Here is an 18,185-nt window from a genome sequence, read left to right on the forward strand (position 1 = left end):
GCAGCTACAGCGCCCGCGAGATCACCTCTTTCATGATCTCGTTCGTCCCGCCATAGATGCGCTGCACGCGGGAGTCGGCATACATGCGCGCCACCATGTATTCGTTCATGAAGCCGTAGCCGCCGAAGAGTTGCAGGCATTCGTCGACCACGCGCCCCTGCGTCTCCGAGCCCCACAGCTTGGCCATCGAGGCGGTGGCGGTGTCCAGCTTGCCGGCCACCAGGTCTTCCACGCAGCGGTCGATGAAGGCGCGCCCCACCTTGATCTGCGTCGCGATCTCGGCCAGCTTGAACTTGGTGTTCTGGAAGTTGGCGATCGGCTGGCCGAAGGCCTTGCGGTCACGCACGTAGTCGAGCGTGGCCTCGTAGGCGCCTTCCATCGTGGCCAGTGCGCTCACGCCGATGATGGTGCGCTCGTACGGCAGGTCGGACATCAGCTGGAAGAAGCCCTGCCCTTCCTGGCCGCCCAGCAGGTTGGCAGCGGGCACACGCACGTCGTCGAAGAACAGCTCCGAGGTGTCCTGCGCCTTCATGCCGATCTTGTCGAGCACTCGGCCGACGCGGTAGCCCTTGCAGCCTTCGGTCTCGACGATGAGGATCGAGGTGCCCTTGGCGCCCTGCTTCGGATCGGTCTTGGCCACCACCAGCACCACGCCAGCCAGGAAGCCGTTGGTGATGAAGGTCTTGGAGCCGTTGATGACGTAGCTGTCGCCATCGCGCTCGGCGCGCGTGCGCACGCCTTGCAGGTCGGAGCCGGCGCCGGGTTCGGTCATGGCGATGGCGCCGACCAGTTCGCCACGCGCCATGCGCGGCAGGTACTCGCGCTTCTGCGCCTCGGTGCCGTGGTTGAGGAAGTAGTGCGCGACGATCGCATGCACCGAGGTCGCCATGCCGCTGAGGCCGCGACGCGCCGCCTCCTCGTAGAACACGGCCTCGTGGCGGAAGTCGCCGCCACCGCCGCCGTATTCCTCGGGGATATCGGCGCAGATCAGGCCGATCTCGCCGGCCTTGCGCCAGATGGCATGGCCCACATGGCCCGCCTTGCGCGCCTCCTCGTCGTGCGGGACCATTTCGGTCTCGATGAAGCGCACCACGTTGTCGCGGTACAGCTCCAGGTCTTCATCGCTCCAGGAGCGGCGGAAATCGATGGGCATGGTGTCTCCGTTGTAGTTCAGGCCACGCGTCTGTCGCGTCCGGCCCAGTAAGGTTCGCGCAGCTGGAATTTTTGCAGCTTGCCGGCGGCCGACAGTGGCAGTTCGTTGCGGAACTCGACGCTGCGCGGGCACTTGTAGCCGGCGATCTGGTCGCGGCAGTGGGCGATGATGGCATCGGCGTCGATGTCGGCGCCTTCGCGCTTGACGATCACCGCATGCACGCGCTCGCCCCACTTGTCGTCGGGCACGCCGATCACGGCGGACATCAGCACCTGCGGCAGTTGCGCGATGGCGTTCTCGACCTCGGCCGAATACACGTTCTCGCCGCCGCTCACGATCATGTCCTTCATGCGGTCGACCACGTAGAGGAAGCCGTGCTCGTCCATGTAGCCGCCGTCGCCGGTGTGCATCCAGCCGCCGCGCAAGGCGGCCTCGGTTTCCTTCGGCTTGTTCCAGTAGCCCTTCATCACGGTCGGCCCGCGTGCGCAGATCTCGCCGACCTGGCCGAGCGGCACCTCCTTGTCCTCCGCGTCCACGATGCGGATCTCCGCGGCGATGACCGGCGTGCCGGCTGAGCGCAGCATCCGGCCGCGCTCCGGACCCGGCAGGTGGCAGTGCGGCATCAGCACCGCCACGGTCGGCGACAGCTCTGACATCCCGTAAGCCTGCGAGAAGGAAGTCTGCGGCAAGGCGCGCATGGCCTGCTCCAGCAGCGCCACGTCGATGGGCGCCGCGCCGTACAGCATCATCTGCAGGCTCGACAGGTCGAACTCCGCGAAGCGCGGATGCTCGATGACGCGCTTGATCATCGTCGGCACCAGGAAGATCTCGGTGGCGCGTGCGGCCTGGATCGACTGCAGGATCGCGACCTCGTCGAACATCGGCAGCACATGCTGCGGCACCAGCCGAAGCATGCTCTGCAACGACAGGCCGCAACCTGCCACATGGAACATCGGCACGGCGATGACGACCGACGCATTGCGCCGGTCGCGCGGCACCGTCGCCACCGAGCTCAGCGCGTTGGTGTAGACGTTGCCGTGCGTGAGCATCACGCCCTTGGGCCGCCCGGTGGTGCCGCCGGTGTACATGATGGCGGCGAGCTCGTCGGCATCGTGCGGTGCATCCTCGATGGGCGTGGCTTCGGCCAGCAGGGATTCATAGCCGAGCATGCCTTCAGGCACCGCGCCGTCTCCGCAATAGACCACCGTGCGCAGCGAGGTCGAGAGCTTGCGCAGCTCCGCCGCCATCGGCGCGAACAGGTCGTCCACCAGCAGGATGCGCGTGTCGCAGTCGTCCAGCGAATAGGCGACCTCCTTCGGGTTCCAGCGGATGTTGACCGGGTTGATGACGCCGCCGCCCCACCAGGTGCCGAAGAAGTATTCGACGAAGCGGTGCGAGTTGAGGCTCATCATGCCGACGCGGTCGCCGCTGCGCATGCCGAGCCTCTGCAACGCCGCGCCGAGTCGCGCCACGCGGTCGGCGAACTGGCCGAACGAAAGGCGCGTGTTGCCGCTTACGACGGCATTGTCGTTCGGCTTCTCGCGCCGGCCCTTGTGCAAAGGGTGCGTCAGGCTCATGTGCATGCTGGATGTCTCCTGTTTTGTTGGATTTTCTTGACGAGGGCTTATGAACCCCACCGTTGCAGGACGGCCTGGGCATCGTCCTTCGCCCGGCCATCGGGCTGGTCCGGCGCGGTACGGCTGAAGCGCGGCGCGGGCGCGGGCTGCACCACGCCGTCGACATTCACGAAGGTGCCGCGCGCCACGTTGTGCGGATGCGCGGGCGCCTCGTCCCAGTCGAGCACCGGCGCGAAGCAGGCATCGGTGCCTTCCAGCAGCGCGCACCATTCGTCGCGCGTGCGGGTGCGGAACACATCGGCCAGGCGCAGCTTGAGCAAGGGCCAGCGCGCGCTGTCCATCTGCGCGTCGAAAGCCGGGTCGTCCGCGAGGCCGCAGCGGTCGCGCAGCAGCGCGTAGAACTGCGGCTCGATGGAACCGATGGCCACATGCTTGCCGTCGGCGCAGGCGTAGGTGTCGTAGAAGTGCGCGCCGCCGTCGAGGAAGTTCTCGCCGCGGTTGTTGTTCCAGCGGCCTTCGGACTTGAAGCCGTACATCATGGCGGACAACAGCGCGGCGCCATCGGTCATCGCGGCGTCCACCACCTGGCCCTTGCCGGATCGCTGCGTCTCGTAGATGGCGCCGAGCACGCCCACGGCCAGCAGCATCGCGCCGCCGCCGAAGTCACCGACATAGTTGAGCGGCGGCACCGGCGCCTCGCCGTTGCGGCCGATGGCATGCAGCGCACCGCTGATCGCGATGTAGTTGATGTCGTGGCCGGCCGCATGCGCCAGCGGCCCGTGCTGGCCCCAGCCGGTCATGCGGCCATAGACCAGGCGCGGATTGCGTGCATGGCAGGCATCGGGGCCCAGGCCCAGGCGCTCCATCACGCCGGGCCGGAAGCCTTCGATGAGCACATCGGCCTTGGCGATCGCGTCCAGCATCGCCTGCGTCGCACCTTCCGCGCGCAGGTCAAGCTGCAAGATGCTGCGACCACGCGAAAGAATGTCATGCGGACTGGCCTTCGTACCCGGCCGCTCGACGCGGATCACGTCCGCCCCCATGTCGGCGAGCAGCATCGCGCAGAACGGCGCGGGGCCGATGCCCGCCATCTCGATCACCCGTAGCCCTTGCAGTGGTCCTGCCATCTCGATCTCCCCTGGTTGTCAAATTGCCGATGCGTGGAGCCGCGCGACGCGGCGCAAGTGCCACGACGCGGGGCCGAACAAGCCTTCGATGAGCGTGGCCCGGCGCACGTAGTGGCCCACGGCCAGCTCCTCCGTCATGCCCATGCCGCCGTGCAGTTGCACCGCGCCTTGCGCGACGGCCTTGCAGGCCTTGGCGACCGCGACCTTGGCGGAGGACACGGCGCGCGCACGCTGGTTCGCATCGAGGTCGCCTTCGCCCAACGCCTCGGCCACACTTTCTGTCAGCGCCGCCGCCTGCTCCAGGGCCATGTGCATGTCGGCCAGCCGATGCTGCAGCACCTGGAAGCTCGCGATGGGCACACCGAACTGCTTGCGCTGGCGCACGTAATCGAGCGTGTCGCGCATCAGGCGACGCATGACGCCGGTGGCCTCGGCGCAGACGGCGAGCGTCGCCTCGTCGAGCGCTTGCGCGATGTGCGGCAATGCGCCGCCTTCGCTGCCGAGGAGTGCGTCCATTGGCAGCCGAACGCCATCGAATGCGATCTCGGCGGCGCGGTCTCCGTCGCGCGTGGCATAGGGTCGCAAGCGGACACCCGGCGCATCGCGCGGCACCAGCACCAGCGAAAGCCCACCCTCCTCCCGCGCGTCGCCGCTGCTTTGCGCGCTGACGATGAAGTGGCTGGCCCACGGCGCCGCCTGCACGACGGACTTGCGGCCATCCAGGCGCAAGCCATCGCCGTCGCGCACCAGCGTGGCCTGCACGTCCGCAGCGTCGTACCCGCCTTGCGGTTCCGTGTGTGCGAAGGCGATCACGGCCTGTCCCGCGACAGCGCGTGCCAGCAAGGCATCGGCCTGCGCGCCGGGGTTGCGTTGCAGCAGTCCGGCACCGATCACCATGGTCGAGAGATAGGGCTCGGCGGCCAAGGCACCGCCGAGCGTTTCCATCATTGCGGCATGCGCCGCCATCCCGCCGCCAAGGCCGCCCTGCGCCTCCGGCAGCGCCATGCCGAGCAGCCCGAGTTCGTTCGCGAGTCCTTGCCAGAACGGCGGCGGGGCGCTGTCGGCTTGCGCCAATGCGTGCAAGCGCTGCGGCAGGCTGTGGCGGTCGTCGAGATAGCGCGCGAGGCTGTCGCGCAGCATCGCGAGCGTGTCTTGCTGGTCGGTGGTCGTGGTCATTTGAGCAACTGCGCGGCAATGATGTTGCGCTGCACTTCGTTGGTGCCGGCATAGATCGATGCGGCACGGTCGTTGAGGTAGGCCGACATCGCGAACACGGCCTCTTCGGGCACCGGCAGGTCGCCCACTTCGCAGTCGACCATCGGCACGTCGATCGCGGCATGCGGGCCCGCGATCTCGACTGCCAACTCGGTGATGCGCTGGCGCAGTTCCGAGCCGAGCACCTTGCCCATCGACGGCCGGATGCCGGGCGGCTCGCCGCGCGCCTGCGCCCGCAGTTGCTGCAGTTCGGTCGCCTCGACTGCATCGATCGCGCATTCGATCTCGGCCAGGCGCAGCGCCATGTCGGCCGCGGCGAAATCGCCGGGACTGCGCCGCCCGAAGGCGACATCGGCGGCATCGTGCAAGCGCCGCAAACGCTCGCGCAGCATCGGCGTCCACGCACCGCCGCGCTCGTGCTGCAGCAGGTACTTGGCGACCGTCCAACCCTGGTTCTCCTCGCCGAGCAGGCTGTCGAGGGGCACGCGCACATCGTCGAAGAACACCTGGTTCAACTCGTGGTCGCCGGAGATGCTGATGATCGGCCGCACCGTGATGCCCGGCGTCTTGAAGTCGAAGCACAGGAAGCTGATGCCCTGCTGCGCCTTGCCGGCGGCGTTGGTGCGCACCAGGCAGAACATCTTGTTGGCGTACTGCGCGTGGGTGGTCCAGATCTTGGTGCCGTTGATGACGTAGTGGTCGCCGTCGCGCACCGCCTTGCATTGCAGCGAGGCCAGGTCGGAGCCCGACTGCGGCTCCGAATAACCCTGGCACCAATAGTCGTCGCCGGAGCGGATGCCGGGCAGCCAGGCGCGCTTCTGCGCCTCGGTGCCGAAGGCGATGATCACCGGCGCGACCATGCCGGTACCCATCGGCGCCACGCGCGGCGCATCGGCCGCGGAGACTTCGCTCGCGAAAATGTAGTGTTGCATCGGGGTCCAGCCGGTGCCGCCATGCTCGACCGGCCACTTGGGCGTGCTCCAGCCGCGCTTCGCGAGGATGCGGTGCCAGGCGATCCCGTCCTCGTAGTCGTTGAAGATGCCGGAGCAGCGCCGGCCGGCCACGCGCAGCTCGGGCGTCAGTTCGCGCGCGAGGAAGTCGCGCACCTCGTCCCTGAAGGCGGCCTCCGCAGGGCTGAGTTTCCAGGCCATGTCGTCTTGTCTCTCATCGGAAAGAAGACGCGAGTGTGCCGGCTGGCGCCGCGCGGCGGCATCGTCGGATCGGACGAACCTGCGTGCGCCGTCAACGCCCGAGCAGGTTGCGGATGGGCCGCAACGGGCGCCGCTCGTCCTTGCCGGATGCCGCACCGCCCTTGCCCGAGGCACCGCCCGAACTTGCGAAGTCGCACACCGAGTCGCCGCGCGATGCGCGCAGCGCGGGCGCCAGCAAGGACCAGCCGCCCGTCGCCGCGGCAATGCCCAGGTCGGCTGCCTGCTTCGCCGCGCCCAGCGGGTTGATGCTGAGTTCCGGCGCCCGCAAGGGGCCGGTGAGCAGCAGCAGTTCGACGAGGTTGGCCGCCTTCAGGTCCAGGCCCTTCTTCGCCTGGGGCTGGAACGCGAGCCCGATGGTCTGCCGCGCCAGGTTGACCTGGCCGCTGGCCGACACCGCGACTTGAGAAGTCTCCATGGCCACCGAACGCTCGATCGTCGCCACACCGTCGCGCAGGGGCAGGCGCGCGACCAGGCACTGGACGACGAGGTCCTGGTGCGGCACCGACTTGGGCAGCAGCGCATCGAGCACGCGCGCGACGACGTTCTGGTCGAGCGAGCCCGCCTTGCCGGTCAGTGCAACGCCGTTGGCGGTGAAAATGGCACTGCCGTTGGCGGAGGCGGCGAGCCGGGCCGGCGACTGCCCGGCCATCGAGAACCTGAGGTCGAGGTTGGCGCGCCCACCGCTGAAATGCTTGACGGTGCCCGGGCCCATGGCGTCGAGCACGTCAACGGAGAGCGACCTGGCTTCGCCCTGCACCTCCACGCGCGGCGCGGCGCCCTCGCGCCGCGTCACCTTGAGGCGGGAGCGGACCGGCCCGTCCGCGAAAGTGAAGTCCAGCCGGCCGACGTCCAGCAGGCCGGCGGTGTTGGTCAGGTGCATTTTCAGCGCCGAGACGGGCGGCAGGCCGGGGACGTGCAACCGGTCGATCACGAGGGAGATTTCCGCATCGAAGGACGGCAACTCATCGAAGGGCATCGGAGCGTCGCTGAACAAGGGCGCGCGTGCTTTTGCAGGTGCCGCAGGCGCATGGGAAGGCACAGCGCCGCCATGCAGGCGTGCCAGGTCGATGGTCGCTGCCGCCAGTTCCGCCCGTACCTGCAAGGGCTCGGTCTGCACACTGACGTTCCCGGTGAACTGCTGGCCGGCCATGGACAGGGTCATCGACTCGGCACGCACTTGCTTCGGCGAAAGGCTCAAGGTCGCGCTCCCCTCCACCGGCATCGGCAAGCCCGCGGCAGCGGACGCGAAATACGGCAACGCCGCACCCGAAGTGATGCGCGACGCCACCTTGCCCTGGAAGGTGTTCGCACTCGCGCCGTGACCCAGCACGCCCTGCGCGGAAAGCGATGCGCCCTCGCTGCTGAACTTCAAGTCGATCGGCCATTCCTCCGCGCCGCCGAGCAGTTTGCCGACCGGCCCGGTGCGGCCTTCGATCTTCCACGGCTGCTTGCCGAGCGTGATCGCGGCATGCAACGCATTCCCATCACCCTGCACGGCCAGGCTGAAGGAATCGATGTCGAGCTCGCGCCTGTCGTCCCGGCCCTTGCCATCGGCGTAGCGCACCCGCGCATCGGTGACGGTGACATGGTCGAGCGCCTGCAAGGTCGATCCTCCCATCGGCGAGGCCGTCGCATGGGAATTCGCCAGTTGCCAGTTGAAGCGACCCTTGCCGTCGGATTCGAGATCGAGGTCCAGCCCCTTCACCTCCACGCTCAGGATGCGCAACTCGCGGTGCAGCAAGTCCTGCAACGACAGCTCGAAGGCGACGTGGCCGGCACGGACCATCTGCGGCGACGAAGCCCATTCCGCATTGGCCAGGGAGATGCCGTCGGCCTCGACCGCAAGGGTCGGCCACAGCCGGAACTTCAAGTCGCCATCGATCCGCAGGGCGCGGCCGGTGCTCGCACTGACATGTTCCGCGAGCATGCTGGCGATCCGTGCCGGCGGGAAGGCCTGCCGCAACGCGACCAGGGCCCCGCCGATCAACAGGCCGACAACGGCCAGCAGGATGGCGGCAATGCGAAGGAAGCGCCGCACCAGCCCCCGCGGCCGGACCGCGGGTGCAGCGCCGGGAACACTAGGCACGAAGCATCGCGTTCAACTGGTCGATCACTTCGGCCCACTCGGCGTCGTCGTTGATCTCCTCGCGCAGGAACTCCGCCTGGCCCGGCGTCCAGAACGGCGCATCGGCCAGCTCCACGTCCGCCGCGAGCGGCCGGTGTTCGGCGACGAATCGCTCGATGTCCGAAGCGTTGGCGCTGGGCAGGCCGAGTTGCGCAAACAGGGTCTCGAGGCTGTGGGGTGTCGTGTCCATGGTTCCGCACTGTAAGCACGGAAGGGGGAAATGACAAAGGCCTCGGCGTGCGCTTCCAGTCGATGCCCCTCCGGTACGCGACGCCTGAGCAGTGCTGCGCGCGCCGCCCTTCATCACACTTGTGTACGCGCCCGAGAAAACTGCAACCAAAAGTTAGGCTTGCGTGATAGTCTGCGGCGCTCGTTGGAGGGGCTACGCATGCAGCACGAAATCACGGCGGCGCAGATGTTGGACGCGTTCAAGGAAGACGCACCCGGCCATGTCGCCGACACCCGCTGGGCGCACACCCACGGGTTAGGTGTCATGGGTCACTTCGTGGCCTCCGAGGTCGCCCGCGACTTCTGCATCGCCGGTCAGTTCCAGGGCCATCCCGTCGCGGTCACCGCCCGCTTTTCCAACGGCTCCTCAGACCCCCAGCGCCATGACGAGCGGCCCGACACGCGCGGGCTCGCGGTCAAGTTCCACATCACCGACAGCATCGACCATGACCTGCTGTCGATGACGATGAACGTCTTCGGCGCCCGCACGCGCGAGGAGTTCCTGGGCGTGTCCAAGGCCTTCATCCCCAAGCCCGTGGAGGAGGAATCGTGGTTCCGCCGGAACATCCTGGACCCGCTGATGCTGCGCAGCCCGCTGCCGCCGATGCCGCCCGGCGTCACGATCAGCGGCGGCCCGGGACTGGCGCAGTACGCCGGCTCGCACGACTTCGCCCGCGCCTTCACCATCGAGGGCGGCCTGTTGCAGGTGCCGGTGAGTTGGGCCCGCACGGCCTACCACGCGGTGCATACCTTCATGGCCGTCGGCCCGGACGGCGTGCGACGGCCGGTGCGCTTTTCATGGCAGCCGATCGATGGCGTCTTCCCGGTGCCCGCCGATCAACTCGCAACCAAGGCGCACGACTTCCTCACGCCGGAGATGCGCGCGCGCCTCGCGCAATCCCCCGCCCGCTTCACGCTCAAGATGGCGATCGGCGACCCCGGCGACGCCTTGGACGATCCCTCCACGACCTGGCCCGTGACTCGCCAGACCGTCAGCATGGGCACGCTCTTCATCGAGCAGATGGCCTCGGACCGTGGCATCGACGTCGACCGGCTCAGCTTCAATCCCATGCGCCTGCCGCCCGGGATCGAGGCTTCCGGGGATCCGATCCTGCACGCCCGCGGCGAGATCTACCAGCTCGGCTGCAAGGAGCGCGGCGGCATCGGTTGCCCCTTGCATGCGGGCGCCATGACCGCCACCCCGGCGCCGCAACAGGCCGGCACCGCGCCGCGCGACTGGGAGCTCAGCCAATGACCGCCCTCATCGACTGGTTCAAGCAGTTGCTCATGCGGATCCTCATCCGCATCTGGTCCTGGCTCCAGCCCACCGCCGTCGCCCCCGGCGGCCCGCGCGACAGCCGCCAGGCCACCGACAACGTGATGCGCACCATGAACCTCGTGATGCCCCTCAAGAACAAGACCGCCATCGGCCGCGCGCAGGCCGCCATGGTCGTCGGCTCCTGCCTCGACGAGATCTACAGCGGCCTGGACAACGTCGGCACCGTGCACATGGCGCGCTTCTCCATCGTCGACAACAACCTGCTGATGTTCTCCTTCTACGACGGGGACTTCCATGCCTACATCCGGGACTTCATCATGACGCTGGGCAATGCCTTCGACGGGGTCGTCTCGCTGATCGAGGACCCGCCGCCGCTGCCCTGCTGGCAGCACGTCGACGCCTTCATCCAGTGGGTGCATGAGCGCGACGCTTTCCAGTTGCCTGACGATCCGGGGCGCCTCATCGAAGTCGTCGCGCCCAAGCTCGACAACCTGCAGGACCTGTCGCGCTACCTGGTGCTGCAACTCGACAAGAACCCGAACGTGCAACTCGGCAGCTATCGCGCCTATCCGGGCTATTCGGTCGCGCAGGTGCGCCAGAAGCTGGGAGTGGGCTGGTGAGCGCGCTGCCGGCGGGCAACGCCGCCGCGCGCGTTGCAGGCGATCCGGGCGTCGACCTGTCCGACGTGCAGGGCAACATCCTGCGCGGCTACCGCAAGAAGCGGGTGCGCCACCTGACCGCCCAGGTGATCGACGCGGGCCAGGCCCGCGCATGGATCGCCGCCATCGTCGGGCCTGACCGCTCCCTCGCGCCGGAGATCACCGACGCCGCGCATTGGGGCCAGCAACCGCCGGAGGTCTGCTTCAACCTCGGCATCACCTTCACCGGCTTGCAGGCGCTGGGCCTGCCCGCATCCACAACAGAATCCTTCCCCGAGGCCTACCGCGAAGGCATGGCTGCGCGCGCCACCAAGGTCGGCGACTGGGACCGCTCTGCCCCCGCGTACTGGCAGCCGTGGTTCCAGTCCGCCGATGCGGTCCACTTTATCGTGAGCCTGCATGCCGACACCGCCGCGCTGCTGGACGCGTTCGAGAAGTCCCTGACGTCCGGCCTCGCGGCCCGCGCTTTCAGGGTCTGCGGCCGCAACGATGGCGCCTTCTTCAACGGCGACGAGGTCCACTTCGGCTACCGCGACAACATCTCGCAGCCGCGCTTCGCCAACATCAGCCCGCCCGGCAAGTACGACGACCAGCCGACCGCGCCGCTGGGCACCGTGCTGCTGGGCTACCCCACCGCGCTCGAACAACTCACCTGGACCCTGCCCAATCCGCCCGTGCTGGGCCGCAACGGCGCGTTCAACGCCTTCCGCGTGCTGGAGCAGGACGTGGTCGCCTTCGAGCAATACCTCGACAGCGCGGCTGCGCAATTGCTCGACAGCCCGCTGGCCGATGAATTGCTACCCACCGGGCAAATCGGCGACGGCTCCCCGGCCGCGCGTCTGGCGGCCATGCGCGAGGTGGTCGCCGCCAAGATGCTGGGTCGCTGGCGCAACGGCACGCCGCTGGCGCTGTCGCCGCGCGACCCCGACCAACGCGTCTCCGACACCGACTTCGACTACATCGACGACCCCGCCGGCTTGAGGTGCCCGATCGGCTCGCACACCCGCCGCGTCAATCCGCGAAATGCCCGCATCGTGCAGCGCGTGGCCAACCACACGCGCCGCCTGATACGTCGTGGCATCCCCTACGGCCCGCCCTACGACCACGCCCATCCCGATGCCAATGCCGGCGCCGAGCGCGGCCTGCTGGGCAGCTTCATCTGCGCCGACCTGTCCGCGCAGTTCGAGGCCATCCAGTACGACTGGATCAACCTCGGCTTGCAAGACCCGCGCATCACCGGCTCCAACGATCCGATGCTTGGGGCCAACGAAGGCGACGCAGGCTGGTTCGATGTGCCGACCGCCAAGGGCACGATCCGGCTGCGCGGCGTGCCGCGCCTGGTCCGCACGCGGGGCGGCGCCTACACCTTCCTGCCGGGCATCAGCGCACTTCGATGGATTGGTTCGCATGGGGGCTGACGGTAACGGCGGGGCCGACGCCAAGCACTTCCAACACCTCGCGCGCATGCACGAGGTCGCGCGTGCCGAAGCCTTCGGTGAACCATTCGTACACCGGCGCCAGCAGCTCCCTCGCCTCGGTCGACCTGCCTTGCCGATGCAGCATCTGCGCCAGGCTGGTCGCGGTGCGCAGTTCCCATGAGCGGGCCTGTTGCACCCGGGCCCAGTCCAGCGACAGCCGGTAGCTCGCCTCGGCGGCCTCCGTGTCGCCGCGCTGCTCGTGCAGCCATCCCTCCAGGCGCCGGATCTCGGCGTAGTGGCAGCGCTCGCCCCAGCCCGCCCGCTGCACCTGCTCGATCTGGGCCTCGACGATGCGCAGCGCGCCCATCACGTCGCCTTCCATGGCCATGCCTTCGGCAAGCAGCGCCTGGAGGTAGGGATTGCTGCCGCCGCGCCCGCCGCCGGCCTCGCGCATGGCCAGACCGGCCTGCAGCAGTCGCACACCCTCGGCCGCCTTGCCCGCGCGAACCAGCGAGGCACCCAGGCGCAGCGGCGCCATCAACTGCCACAGCACCGTGAGGCTGTTTTCCCGTCCCAACCGCTCACATTCCCGGATGCGCGCCTGCTGCGCTTGCGGCTCGCCCCGGTACTCGAAGACGTCCGCCCCGGCGGACAACGCAAAGCCCCGGTCGAACACATGCCCGCGCGCCCGCGCATGCGCGTCCTTCGCGTCGCATTCCGCCACCGCGCGGTCCGGGTATCCCAGCATCCAGCTGATCTGCGCCCTGTACACACCGACGCCGGTCAGCGGATCGTGGTTGATCTCATTGGCGATGTGGCGGTGCCTGACCGGGTCGTAGATCCGCGTGACTTCGTCGATGTGCCCGCGGCTGGTCTGCAGCTCGCCGAGCCAGAAGGTCGAGACGCTCATCATCAGGTGTGCGGTGATCAGCATGTCGCTGTCGCCGGTCTCGCGCCCCATGGCCAGCAGTTGCTCGGCCCAATCCACGGATTCCGCGACGCGCCCCTGGCTCAGCGTGTTCGCGAACAGGCCCCAATAGACCGGCAGCACGTCCCGCCCCGAGGCGGCGGAATCCACCAGCTTCAACGCCGGCAGCAGGCTCTCCCGCGCTTCCGGCGCGGCCCAGCCCTTGGCGGCCATCCACGACACGCCGAGGGCGCGCCGCAGTGCCAGTTCGCACCGGTCGTTCTCCACCGAGCCGGGCAGCGTGGACACCAGCTTCAGCCCCTGGTTGAGATGCGAGATGGCCTCGATCAGCGCCATCCGCTTCAGCGCCAGTTCCCCCGCGCTTTGCCACAGTGGAATCGCGGCCGTGGCCAGGCCCGCGGCGGTGAGGTGATGGGCCAGCACTTCGGGCTCGGTGACCTTGCTGTTGGCAAAGCGCTCCTGGATCGCCCGTGCGATGTTGGCATGCAGTTCCTGCCGGCGGCTCTTGAGCAGCGAGTCGTAGGCCACGTCCTGGACCAGCGCATGCTTGAAGGTGTAGGTCGCCTCCGGCGGCGCGCCCTGGCACGAGGCCAACCCCGATTCGGTCAGCCGCGCGAGCGATGCATCGAGTTGCTCACGGTTCATCGGCGCCACCGCCGCGATCAGCTCGTAGCTGAACACGCGCCCGATGGCCGCGCCAATCTGCGAGATGACCTTCACCGGATTGAAACGGTCCAGCCGCGCCATCAGCGAATCCCGCAAGGTGGCCGGGATGGCCATGCTGTTGGTGGCGCCCCGGTACTCGTAGTGGTCCGCTTCCTCCGTCAGTTCACCCGATTCGAGGATGGCCTTGGTCAGCTCCTCGACAAACAGCGGCACGCCATCCGTTCGGGCCAGGATCTGCTCCAGCAGCCGGGCGGGCAGCGCCTTGCCGCCCGCCAGCCCCGACACCATCGCAGCACCCTGCGACTGGCTGAGCCTGGACAGGTTCAGCGCGCGGACATGCCCCTGCTCCGGCCAGCGCGACTTGAATTCCGGGCGGTGCGTGAGCACAACCAGCAGCGGAACGGTGGGAAGCCTGGAGATCAGCAAGTCCACCACCTCCAGCGAGGTCGGATCGGCCCAATGCACATCCTCGAACAGCAGCACGCTCGGATGCTTGCGCGCCGCAGCCTCGGTCAGTTCCACCAGCGTGCGCAATGTCTCCTGCTTGCGCTTCTGCGAAGTCATGGCCCGGGCGCCGTAGCGATCGTCGCAGGGGATGGACATCATCGAGGCGATGTACCCGACATCCGCCAGCGGCCGTCCATAGGCGCCGACCACCAGGCCCTCCAGCTTGTCGAGCTTGGACGCGGGCGATTCGTCGCGGGCGAACTTCAGCCCTCGCTCGAAGTTGTGGGTGCTGGGCCAGAAAGCGCTGTTGACGTAGTAAGGCGAGCACTGGAACTGCATCGACCTGGCGCCTTCGCCCTCGATGCGCGCCCTGAAAGTGTCGAGGATGCGGCTCTTGCCGATGCCCGGTTCGCCGGACAGCACCACCACCTGGCCCAACCCGGAACGGGCAATGTTCCAGCGCTCCAGCAACAACCCGAGTTCCTGTTCGCGGCCGATCAGCGGGGTCAGGCCCCCTTCTTGCGTGGCGGCCTCGAAGCGGCTCGCCGCCTGGTTCACACCCAGCACGCCGTAGACCCGGACCGGCTGCGCAATGCCCTTCAACGCGCGCTCGCCCAGGTCCTCGTAGGCGAAGACACCACCGGCCAGCCGATGCACGCGCTGGCTCACCAGAATGCTGCCGGGCTGCGCCGCCGCTTGCAACCGGGCCGCCAGGTTCATCGCCTCGCCGACCGCGTCCCTGCCCTGCTGCGCCACCACGACCACGCCCGTCGCGATGCCGATGCGCACGGCGAGCCGCCCCGCATCGGGGATCTCCAGCCGGGACAAGGTTTCGATGATCTCCAGCCCCGCATGAATGGCCCGCTCCGCCTCGCCTTCGTGCGCCAGCGGATAGCCGAAGAAGGCCACGATGCCGTCGCCGAGCAGTTGGAACACATAGCCCTCGTAGCGCGCGATGCACACCGCGCAGGCATCCTCATAGGCGCGCACGATGCGCCGCAGCACCTCCGGGTCCACGCGGCTGGCGAGTTCGGTGAAGCCGACCATGTCGCAGAACATCGCGGTCAACTGGCGACGCTCGCCCTCGTCGGCCGAGCCCGCGCTGTCCCCTGCGGCATCGCGCGGGGAGTCGGCCAGCGCATCCGATGACGATTCGTCGCCCCGGATCGTGCGCAGCGCCGCAGCCAGCTTGGCGCGCAGTCCGATCGGAAGACCCAGGTCCTTGAGGTCGGCTGCGGACAGGACCATCAACGCATCCCAGTCGATCTGTTCGCGTTCCAGCGTCTCCGCGATGGATGCCAGCCGATGCTTGTCGAGCCAATCGCGGACCTTGCTCATGGGAAATATGCGCTGCGGTGGAGATCGGCCGAACCATCAACCGAATGTGGACAAAGTGTAAGCCTTGCCTCATCCGGTGAACACCATGAACGGGTGAGGTCCTCGAGTGAAAACCCCTGCCCGACATAGCACCGGCAAGCCATCGCGGCCGTCCATGAGATGGCCCCACAATGCGCCGACCGAATCGCCCGAGACACGAAGACAACCATGACAACCACCCACGACTTCAGCGGCAAGGCCGTCCTCATCACCGGTGCCGGCGGCGGCATCGGTCGCGCCACCGCGCTGGCCTTTGCCAAGGCCGGCGCACGTCTGATGCTGAGCGACATCGATCTGGCCGCGGTCGAGGAAACGGCATCGCTGGCACGTGCACAGGGCGGCGAGGCGACGGCCCGCCAGGTCGACGTCACCCGCGAAGCCGAGGTGGCCGCCATGGTCGCAGCCACGGTGGCAGCCTGGGGCCGACTCGACTGCGCCTTCAACAATGCCGGCATCGAGATCGAGACCACGCTGATCACGGAAGCCGACGAATCGGTGTACGACCGCATCATGGGCGTCAACGTCAAGGGCGTCTGGCTGTGCCTCAAGCATGAACTCAGGCAGATGGTTGCGCAGGGTCGCGGCGCCATCGTCAACACCGCATCGGTCGCGGGGCTCAAGGGCGCACCGCGCCTGGCCACCTATGGGGCCTCCAAACATGCCGTGATCGGGCTCACCAAGTCCACGGCGGCCGAATTCGGCAAGAAGAACATCCGCATCAACGCCGTCTGCCCGGGCGTGATCCGCACCCCCATGGCGCAGCGCTGGGCGCAAGTGGATCCGGAAATACCGGCGCGCATGGCCGCGCTGCATCCGATCGGGCGCATCGGCGAACCGGAGGAAGTCGCCGCAACGGTGCTGTGGCTCTGCTCCGATGCCGCGTCCTTCGTGACGGGGCACTCGCAAACGGTCGACGGCGGTTTCACCGCCATCTGATTCAAGCCGTTGCCGGCGCGCAGGCGCGGCGCCGCTCGCACCAAAGGGCAAGCCCGCCTGCACGCAGGCACATTGCGCGCCCCCACGCCCCGCCGGATGATGTTCAGCCCGGTGCCCCCAGGCTCATGCGGCCGCGGGCGCTCTCCATCCCTACCCGAAAGGAGCACGCATGGCCAAGGCGAAAAGTGCAGCGGCGACAACGACGACGAAGCAACCCAACATCCTGGTGATCTGGGGCGACGACATCGGCATTGCCAACCTCAGTTGCTACACCCACGGCCTGATGGGCTACCAGACGCCCAACATCGACCGGCTGGCCGCGGAGGGCATGAAGTTCACCGACTCGTATGGCGAGCAGTCCTGCACCGCCGGCCGCTCGTCCTTCATCACCGGGCAGAGCGTCTACCGCACCGGGCTCTCCAAGGTCGGCATCCCCGGCGCGCCCGTGGGCATGAACACCAAGATCGTCACCATCGCCGCGCTGCTCAAGACCAAGGGCTATGCCACCGGCCAGTTCGGCAAGAACCACCTCGGCGACCGCAACGAGCACCTGCCCACCAACCACGGCTTCGACGAGTTCTTCGGCAACCTCTACCACCTCAATGCCGAGGAAGAGCCGGAGATGTACGACTACTACCCGGAAAAGGACTTCGGCGACTTCGTGAAGACAATCCGCCCGCGCGGCGTGATCCACTCCTGGGCCACCGACAAGGACGACCCGACCGAGGAGCCGCGCTGGGGCCGCGTCGGCAAGCAGAAGGTGGAAGACACCGGCCCGCTGAACGTCAAGCGCATGGAAACCTGCGACGACGAATTCGTCGACGCCGCCAAGGACTTCATCGGCCGCCAGCACAAGGACGGCAAGCCCTTCTTCGTGTGGCTCAACACCACGCACATGCACTTCGTGACGCACACCAAGCCGGAGAGCCTGGGCCAGGCCGGCCGCTGGCAGTCGCCCTATCACGACACCATGATCGACCACGACAAGAACGTCGGCCAGATGCTCGACTACCTGGACGAACTCGGCATCACCGAAGACACCTTCGTCATGTACTCGACCGACAACGGCCCGCACATGAACAGCTGGCCAGACGGCGCGATGACCCCCTTCCGCAGCGAGAAGAACAGCAACTGGGAAGGCGCCTTCCGCGTGCCGATGATCGTGCGCTGGCCCGGCAAGGTCCCGGCCGGCAGCATCTCGAACGGCATCGTGCAGCACCATGACTGGCTGCCCACCTTCCTCGAGATGGCCGGCGAACCCGACATCGTCGAGAAGTGCAAGAAGGGCATCGACACCATCGGGCGCACCTACAAGAACCACATCGACGGCACGAGCATGCTGGCCCACATCACCGGCAAGGAGAAGGAGAGCCCGCGCAAGCTCTTCGTCTACATCAGCGACGACGGCGACATCCTCGGCATCCGCTACGACAACTGGAAGGTGGTGTTCATGGAGCAGCGCCTGAAGGGCACCATGGGCATCTGGGCCGAACCCTTCACCCCCCTGCGCCTGCCCAAGCTCTTCAACCTGCGAACCGACCCCTTCGAGCGCGCCGACATCACGTCCAACAGCTACTACCAGTGGTTCCTCTACCACGCGTACATCCTGTACGGCGCCTATGCCATCGCCGACAAGTTCGCCGCGACCTTCAAGGAGTTCCCGCCGATCCAGAAGCCCAACACCTTCACCATCGACGATGCGCTGGCGAAGATGTCGGAGGCGGCGGCCGGCGGAGACTGACCAAGGTGTGAGGCTTCCGGGCCTGGGGCGTATCCCAGTGCCCATTGCTGTTCCGGTTGTCTGTCATAGTTCCGGCGTTCGTCGAATGGCCCGAAGCA

General features: G+C 67.7%; 13 protein-coding genes. 5 read left to right on the forward strand and 8 right to left on the reverse strand.

Annotation, left to right across the window (positions count from 1 at the left end):
• Positions 1 to 4: 4 nt before the first annotated feature.
• The 7 genes from WKW79_RS27175 to WKW79_RS27205 all read right to left on the reverse strand — a co-directional run bounded on the left by WKW79_RS27175 (position 5) and on the right by WKW79_RS27205 (position 8,598).
• Positions 5 to 1,153, reverse strand: coding sequence for an acyl-CoA dehydrogenase family protein (locus tag WKW79_RS27175; RefSeq protein WP_340338341.1), 1,149 nt, complete (start codon positions 1,151 to 1,153; stop codon positions 5 to 7).
• Positions 1,154 to 1,170: 17 nt separating this feature from the next.
• Entirely contained in the window at positions 1,171 to 2,736 is a 1,566-nt protein-coding gene (locus WKW79_RS27180; RefSeq protein WP_340338342.1) for a long-chain-fatty-acid--CoA ligase, read from the reverse strand.
• 41 nt (positions 2,737 to 2,777) lie between these two features.
• Positions 2,778 to 3,857 (reverse strand): CaiB/BaiF CoA transferase family protein, encoded by a 1,080-nt coding sequence (locus WKW79_RS27185; RefSeq protein ID WP_340338343.1) that lies wholly within the window; start codon positions 3,855 to 3,857, stop codon positions 2,778 to 2,780.
• 18 nt (positions 3,858 to 3,875) lie between these two features.
• Entirely contained in the window at positions 3,876 to 5,033 is a 1,158-nt protein-coding gene (locus tag WKW79_RS27190; RefSeq protein ID WP_340338344.1) for an acyl-CoA dehydrogenase family protein, read from the reverse strand.
• Positions 5,030 to 6,223 (reverse strand): acyl-CoA dehydrogenase family protein, encoded by a 1,194-nt coding sequence (locus tag WKW79_RS27195; RefSeq protein WP_340338345.1) that lies wholly within the window; start codon positions 6,221 to 6,223, stop codon positions 5,030 to 5,032. The genes WKW79_RS27190 and WKW79_RS27195 overlap by 4 nt, the downstream gene beginning before the upstream one ends.
• 91 nt (positions 6,224 to 6,314) lie before the next feature.
• Positions 6,315 to 8,369 carry an AsmA family protein gene (locus WKW79_RS27200; RefSeq protein ID WP_340338346.1) on the reverse strand — a complete coding sequence of 685 codons (2,055 nt, stop codon included), beginning with the start codon at positions 8,367 to 8,369 and terminating at the stop codon, positions 6,315 to 6,317.
• Positions 8,362 to 8,598 (reverse strand): DUF2789 domain-containing protein, encoded by a 237-nt coding sequence (locus WKW79_RS27205; protein ID WP_340338347.1) that lies wholly within the window; start codon positions 8,596 to 8,598, stop codon positions 8,362 to 8,364. Before WKW79_RS27205 ends, WKW79_RS27200 begins: the two co-directional genes overlap by 8 nt.
• A gap of 198 nt (positions 8,599 to 8,796) precedes the next feature.
• Between WKW79_RS27205 and WKW79_RS27210 the strand changes: the two genes are divergently transcribed.
• From WKW79_RS27210 to WKW79_RS27220, 3 genes are read left to right on the forward strand one after another with little or no spacing between them, the layout of a single operon-like run.
• A complete protein-coding gene (locus tag WKW79_RS27210) occupies positions 8,797 to 9,891 on the forward strand; it encodes a catalase (RefSeq protein ID WP_340338348.1) in 1,095 nt (364 codons plus the stop codon).
• Positions 9,888 to 10,535: a hypothetical protein gene (locus tag WKW79_RS27215; RefSeq protein ID WP_340338349.1), complete on the forward strand. Its 648-nt coding sequence runs from the start codon at positions 9,888 to 9,890 to the stop codon at positions 10,533 to 10,535. The genes WKW79_RS27210 and WKW79_RS27215 overlap by 4 nt, the downstream gene beginning before the upstream one ends.
• Positions 10,532 to 11,992, forward strand: a complete 1,461-nt coding sequence (locus WKW79_RS27220) for a Dyp-type peroxidase (protein ID WP_340338350.1) — start codon at positions 10,532 to 10,534, stop codon at positions 11,990 to 11,992. Before WKW79_RS27215 ends, WKW79_RS27220 begins: the two co-directional genes overlap by 4 nt.
• On the opposite strand, the gene WKW79_RS27225 is transcribed toward WKW79_RS27220, so the two are convergent.
• Complete coding sequence (locus WKW79_RS27225) at positions 11,955 to 15,371, reverse strand: AAA family ATPase (protein ID WP_340338351.1); 3,417 nt, start codon at positions 15,369 to 15,371, stop codon at positions 11,955 to 11,957. The genes WKW79_RS27220 and WKW79_RS27225 overlap by 38 nt on opposite strands.
• 207 nt (positions 15,372 to 15,578) lie before the next feature.
• Between WKW79_RS27225 and WKW79_RS27230 the strand changes: the two genes are divergently transcribed.
• Both WKW79_RS27230 and WKW79_RS27235 read left to right on the forward strand, forming a co-directional pair.
• Positions 15,579 to 16,346: an SDR family oxidoreductase gene (locus WKW79_RS27230; RefSeq protein WP_340338352.1), complete on the forward strand. Its 768-nt coding sequence runs from the start codon at positions 15,579 to 15,581 to the stop codon at positions 16,344 to 16,346.
• 169 nt (positions 16,347 to 16,515) lie between these two features.
• Positions 16,516 to 18,087 (forward strand): arylsulfatase, encoded by a 1,572-nt coding sequence (locus tag WKW79_RS27235; protein ID WP_340338353.1) that lies wholly within the window; start codon positions 16,516 to 16,518, stop codon positions 18,085 to 18,087.
• The last annotated feature ends 98 nt before the right edge of the window (positions 18,088 to 18,185 follow it).

Origin of the sequence: Variovorax robiniae (assembly GCF_037889955.1) — a bacterium.
In the GTDB taxonomy this organism is placed as follows: Bacteria; Pseudomonadota; Gammaproteobacteria; order Burkholderiales; family Burkholderiaceae_C; genus Variovorax; species Variovorax robiniae.

What these genes read in the sequence shown, in the direction of transcription:
- WKW79_RS27230 (WP_340338352.1), top strand. Translation starts at nt 15,579, where the DNA reads ATGACAACCACCCACGACTTCAGCGGCAAGGCCGTCCTCATCACCGGT.
- WKW79_RS27215 (WP_340338349.1), top strand. Translation starts at nt 9,888, where the DNA reads ATGACCGCCCTCATCGACTGGTTCAAGCAGTTGCTCATGCGGATCCTC.
- WKW79_RS27195 (WP_340338345.1), bottom strand. Translation starts at nt 6,223, where the DNA reads ATGGCCTGGAAACTCAGCCCTGCGGAGGCCGCCTTCAGGGACGAGGTG.
- WKW79_RS27210 (WP_340338348.1), top strand. Translation starts at nt 8,797, where the DNA reads ATGCAGCACGAAATCACGGCGGCGCAGATGTTGGACGCGTTCAAGGAA.
- WKW79_RS27190 (WP_340338344.1), bottom strand. Translation starts at nt 5,033, where the DNA reads ATGACCACGACCACCGACCAGCAAGACACGCTCGCGATGCTGCGCGAC.
- WKW79_RS27180 (WP_340338342.1), bottom strand. Translation starts at nt 2,736, where the DNA reads ATGCACATGAGCCTGACGCACCCTTTGCACAAGGGCCGGCGCGAGAAG.
- WKW79_RS27205 (WP_340338347.1), bottom strand. Translation starts at nt 8,598, where the DNA reads ATGGACACGACACCCCACAGCCTCGAGACCCTGTTTGCGCAACTCGGC.
- WKW79_RS27175 (WP_340338341.1), bottom strand. Translation starts at nt 1,153, where the DNA reads ATGCCCATCGATTTCCGCCGCTCCTGGAGCGATGAAGACCTGGAGCTG.
- WKW79_RS27225 (WP_340338351.1), bottom strand. Translation starts at nt 15,371, where the DNA reads ATGAGCAAGGTCCGCGATTGGCTCGACAAGCATCGGCTGGCATCCATC.
- WKW79_RS27235 (WP_340338353.1), top strand. Translation starts at nt 16,516, where the DNA reads ATGGCCAAGGCGAAAAGTGCAGCGGCGACAACGACGACGAAGCAACCC.
- WKW79_RS27185 (WP_340338343.1), bottom strand. Translation starts at nt 3,857, where the DNA reads ATGGCAGGACCACTGCAAGGGCTACGGGTGATCGAGATGGCGGGCATC.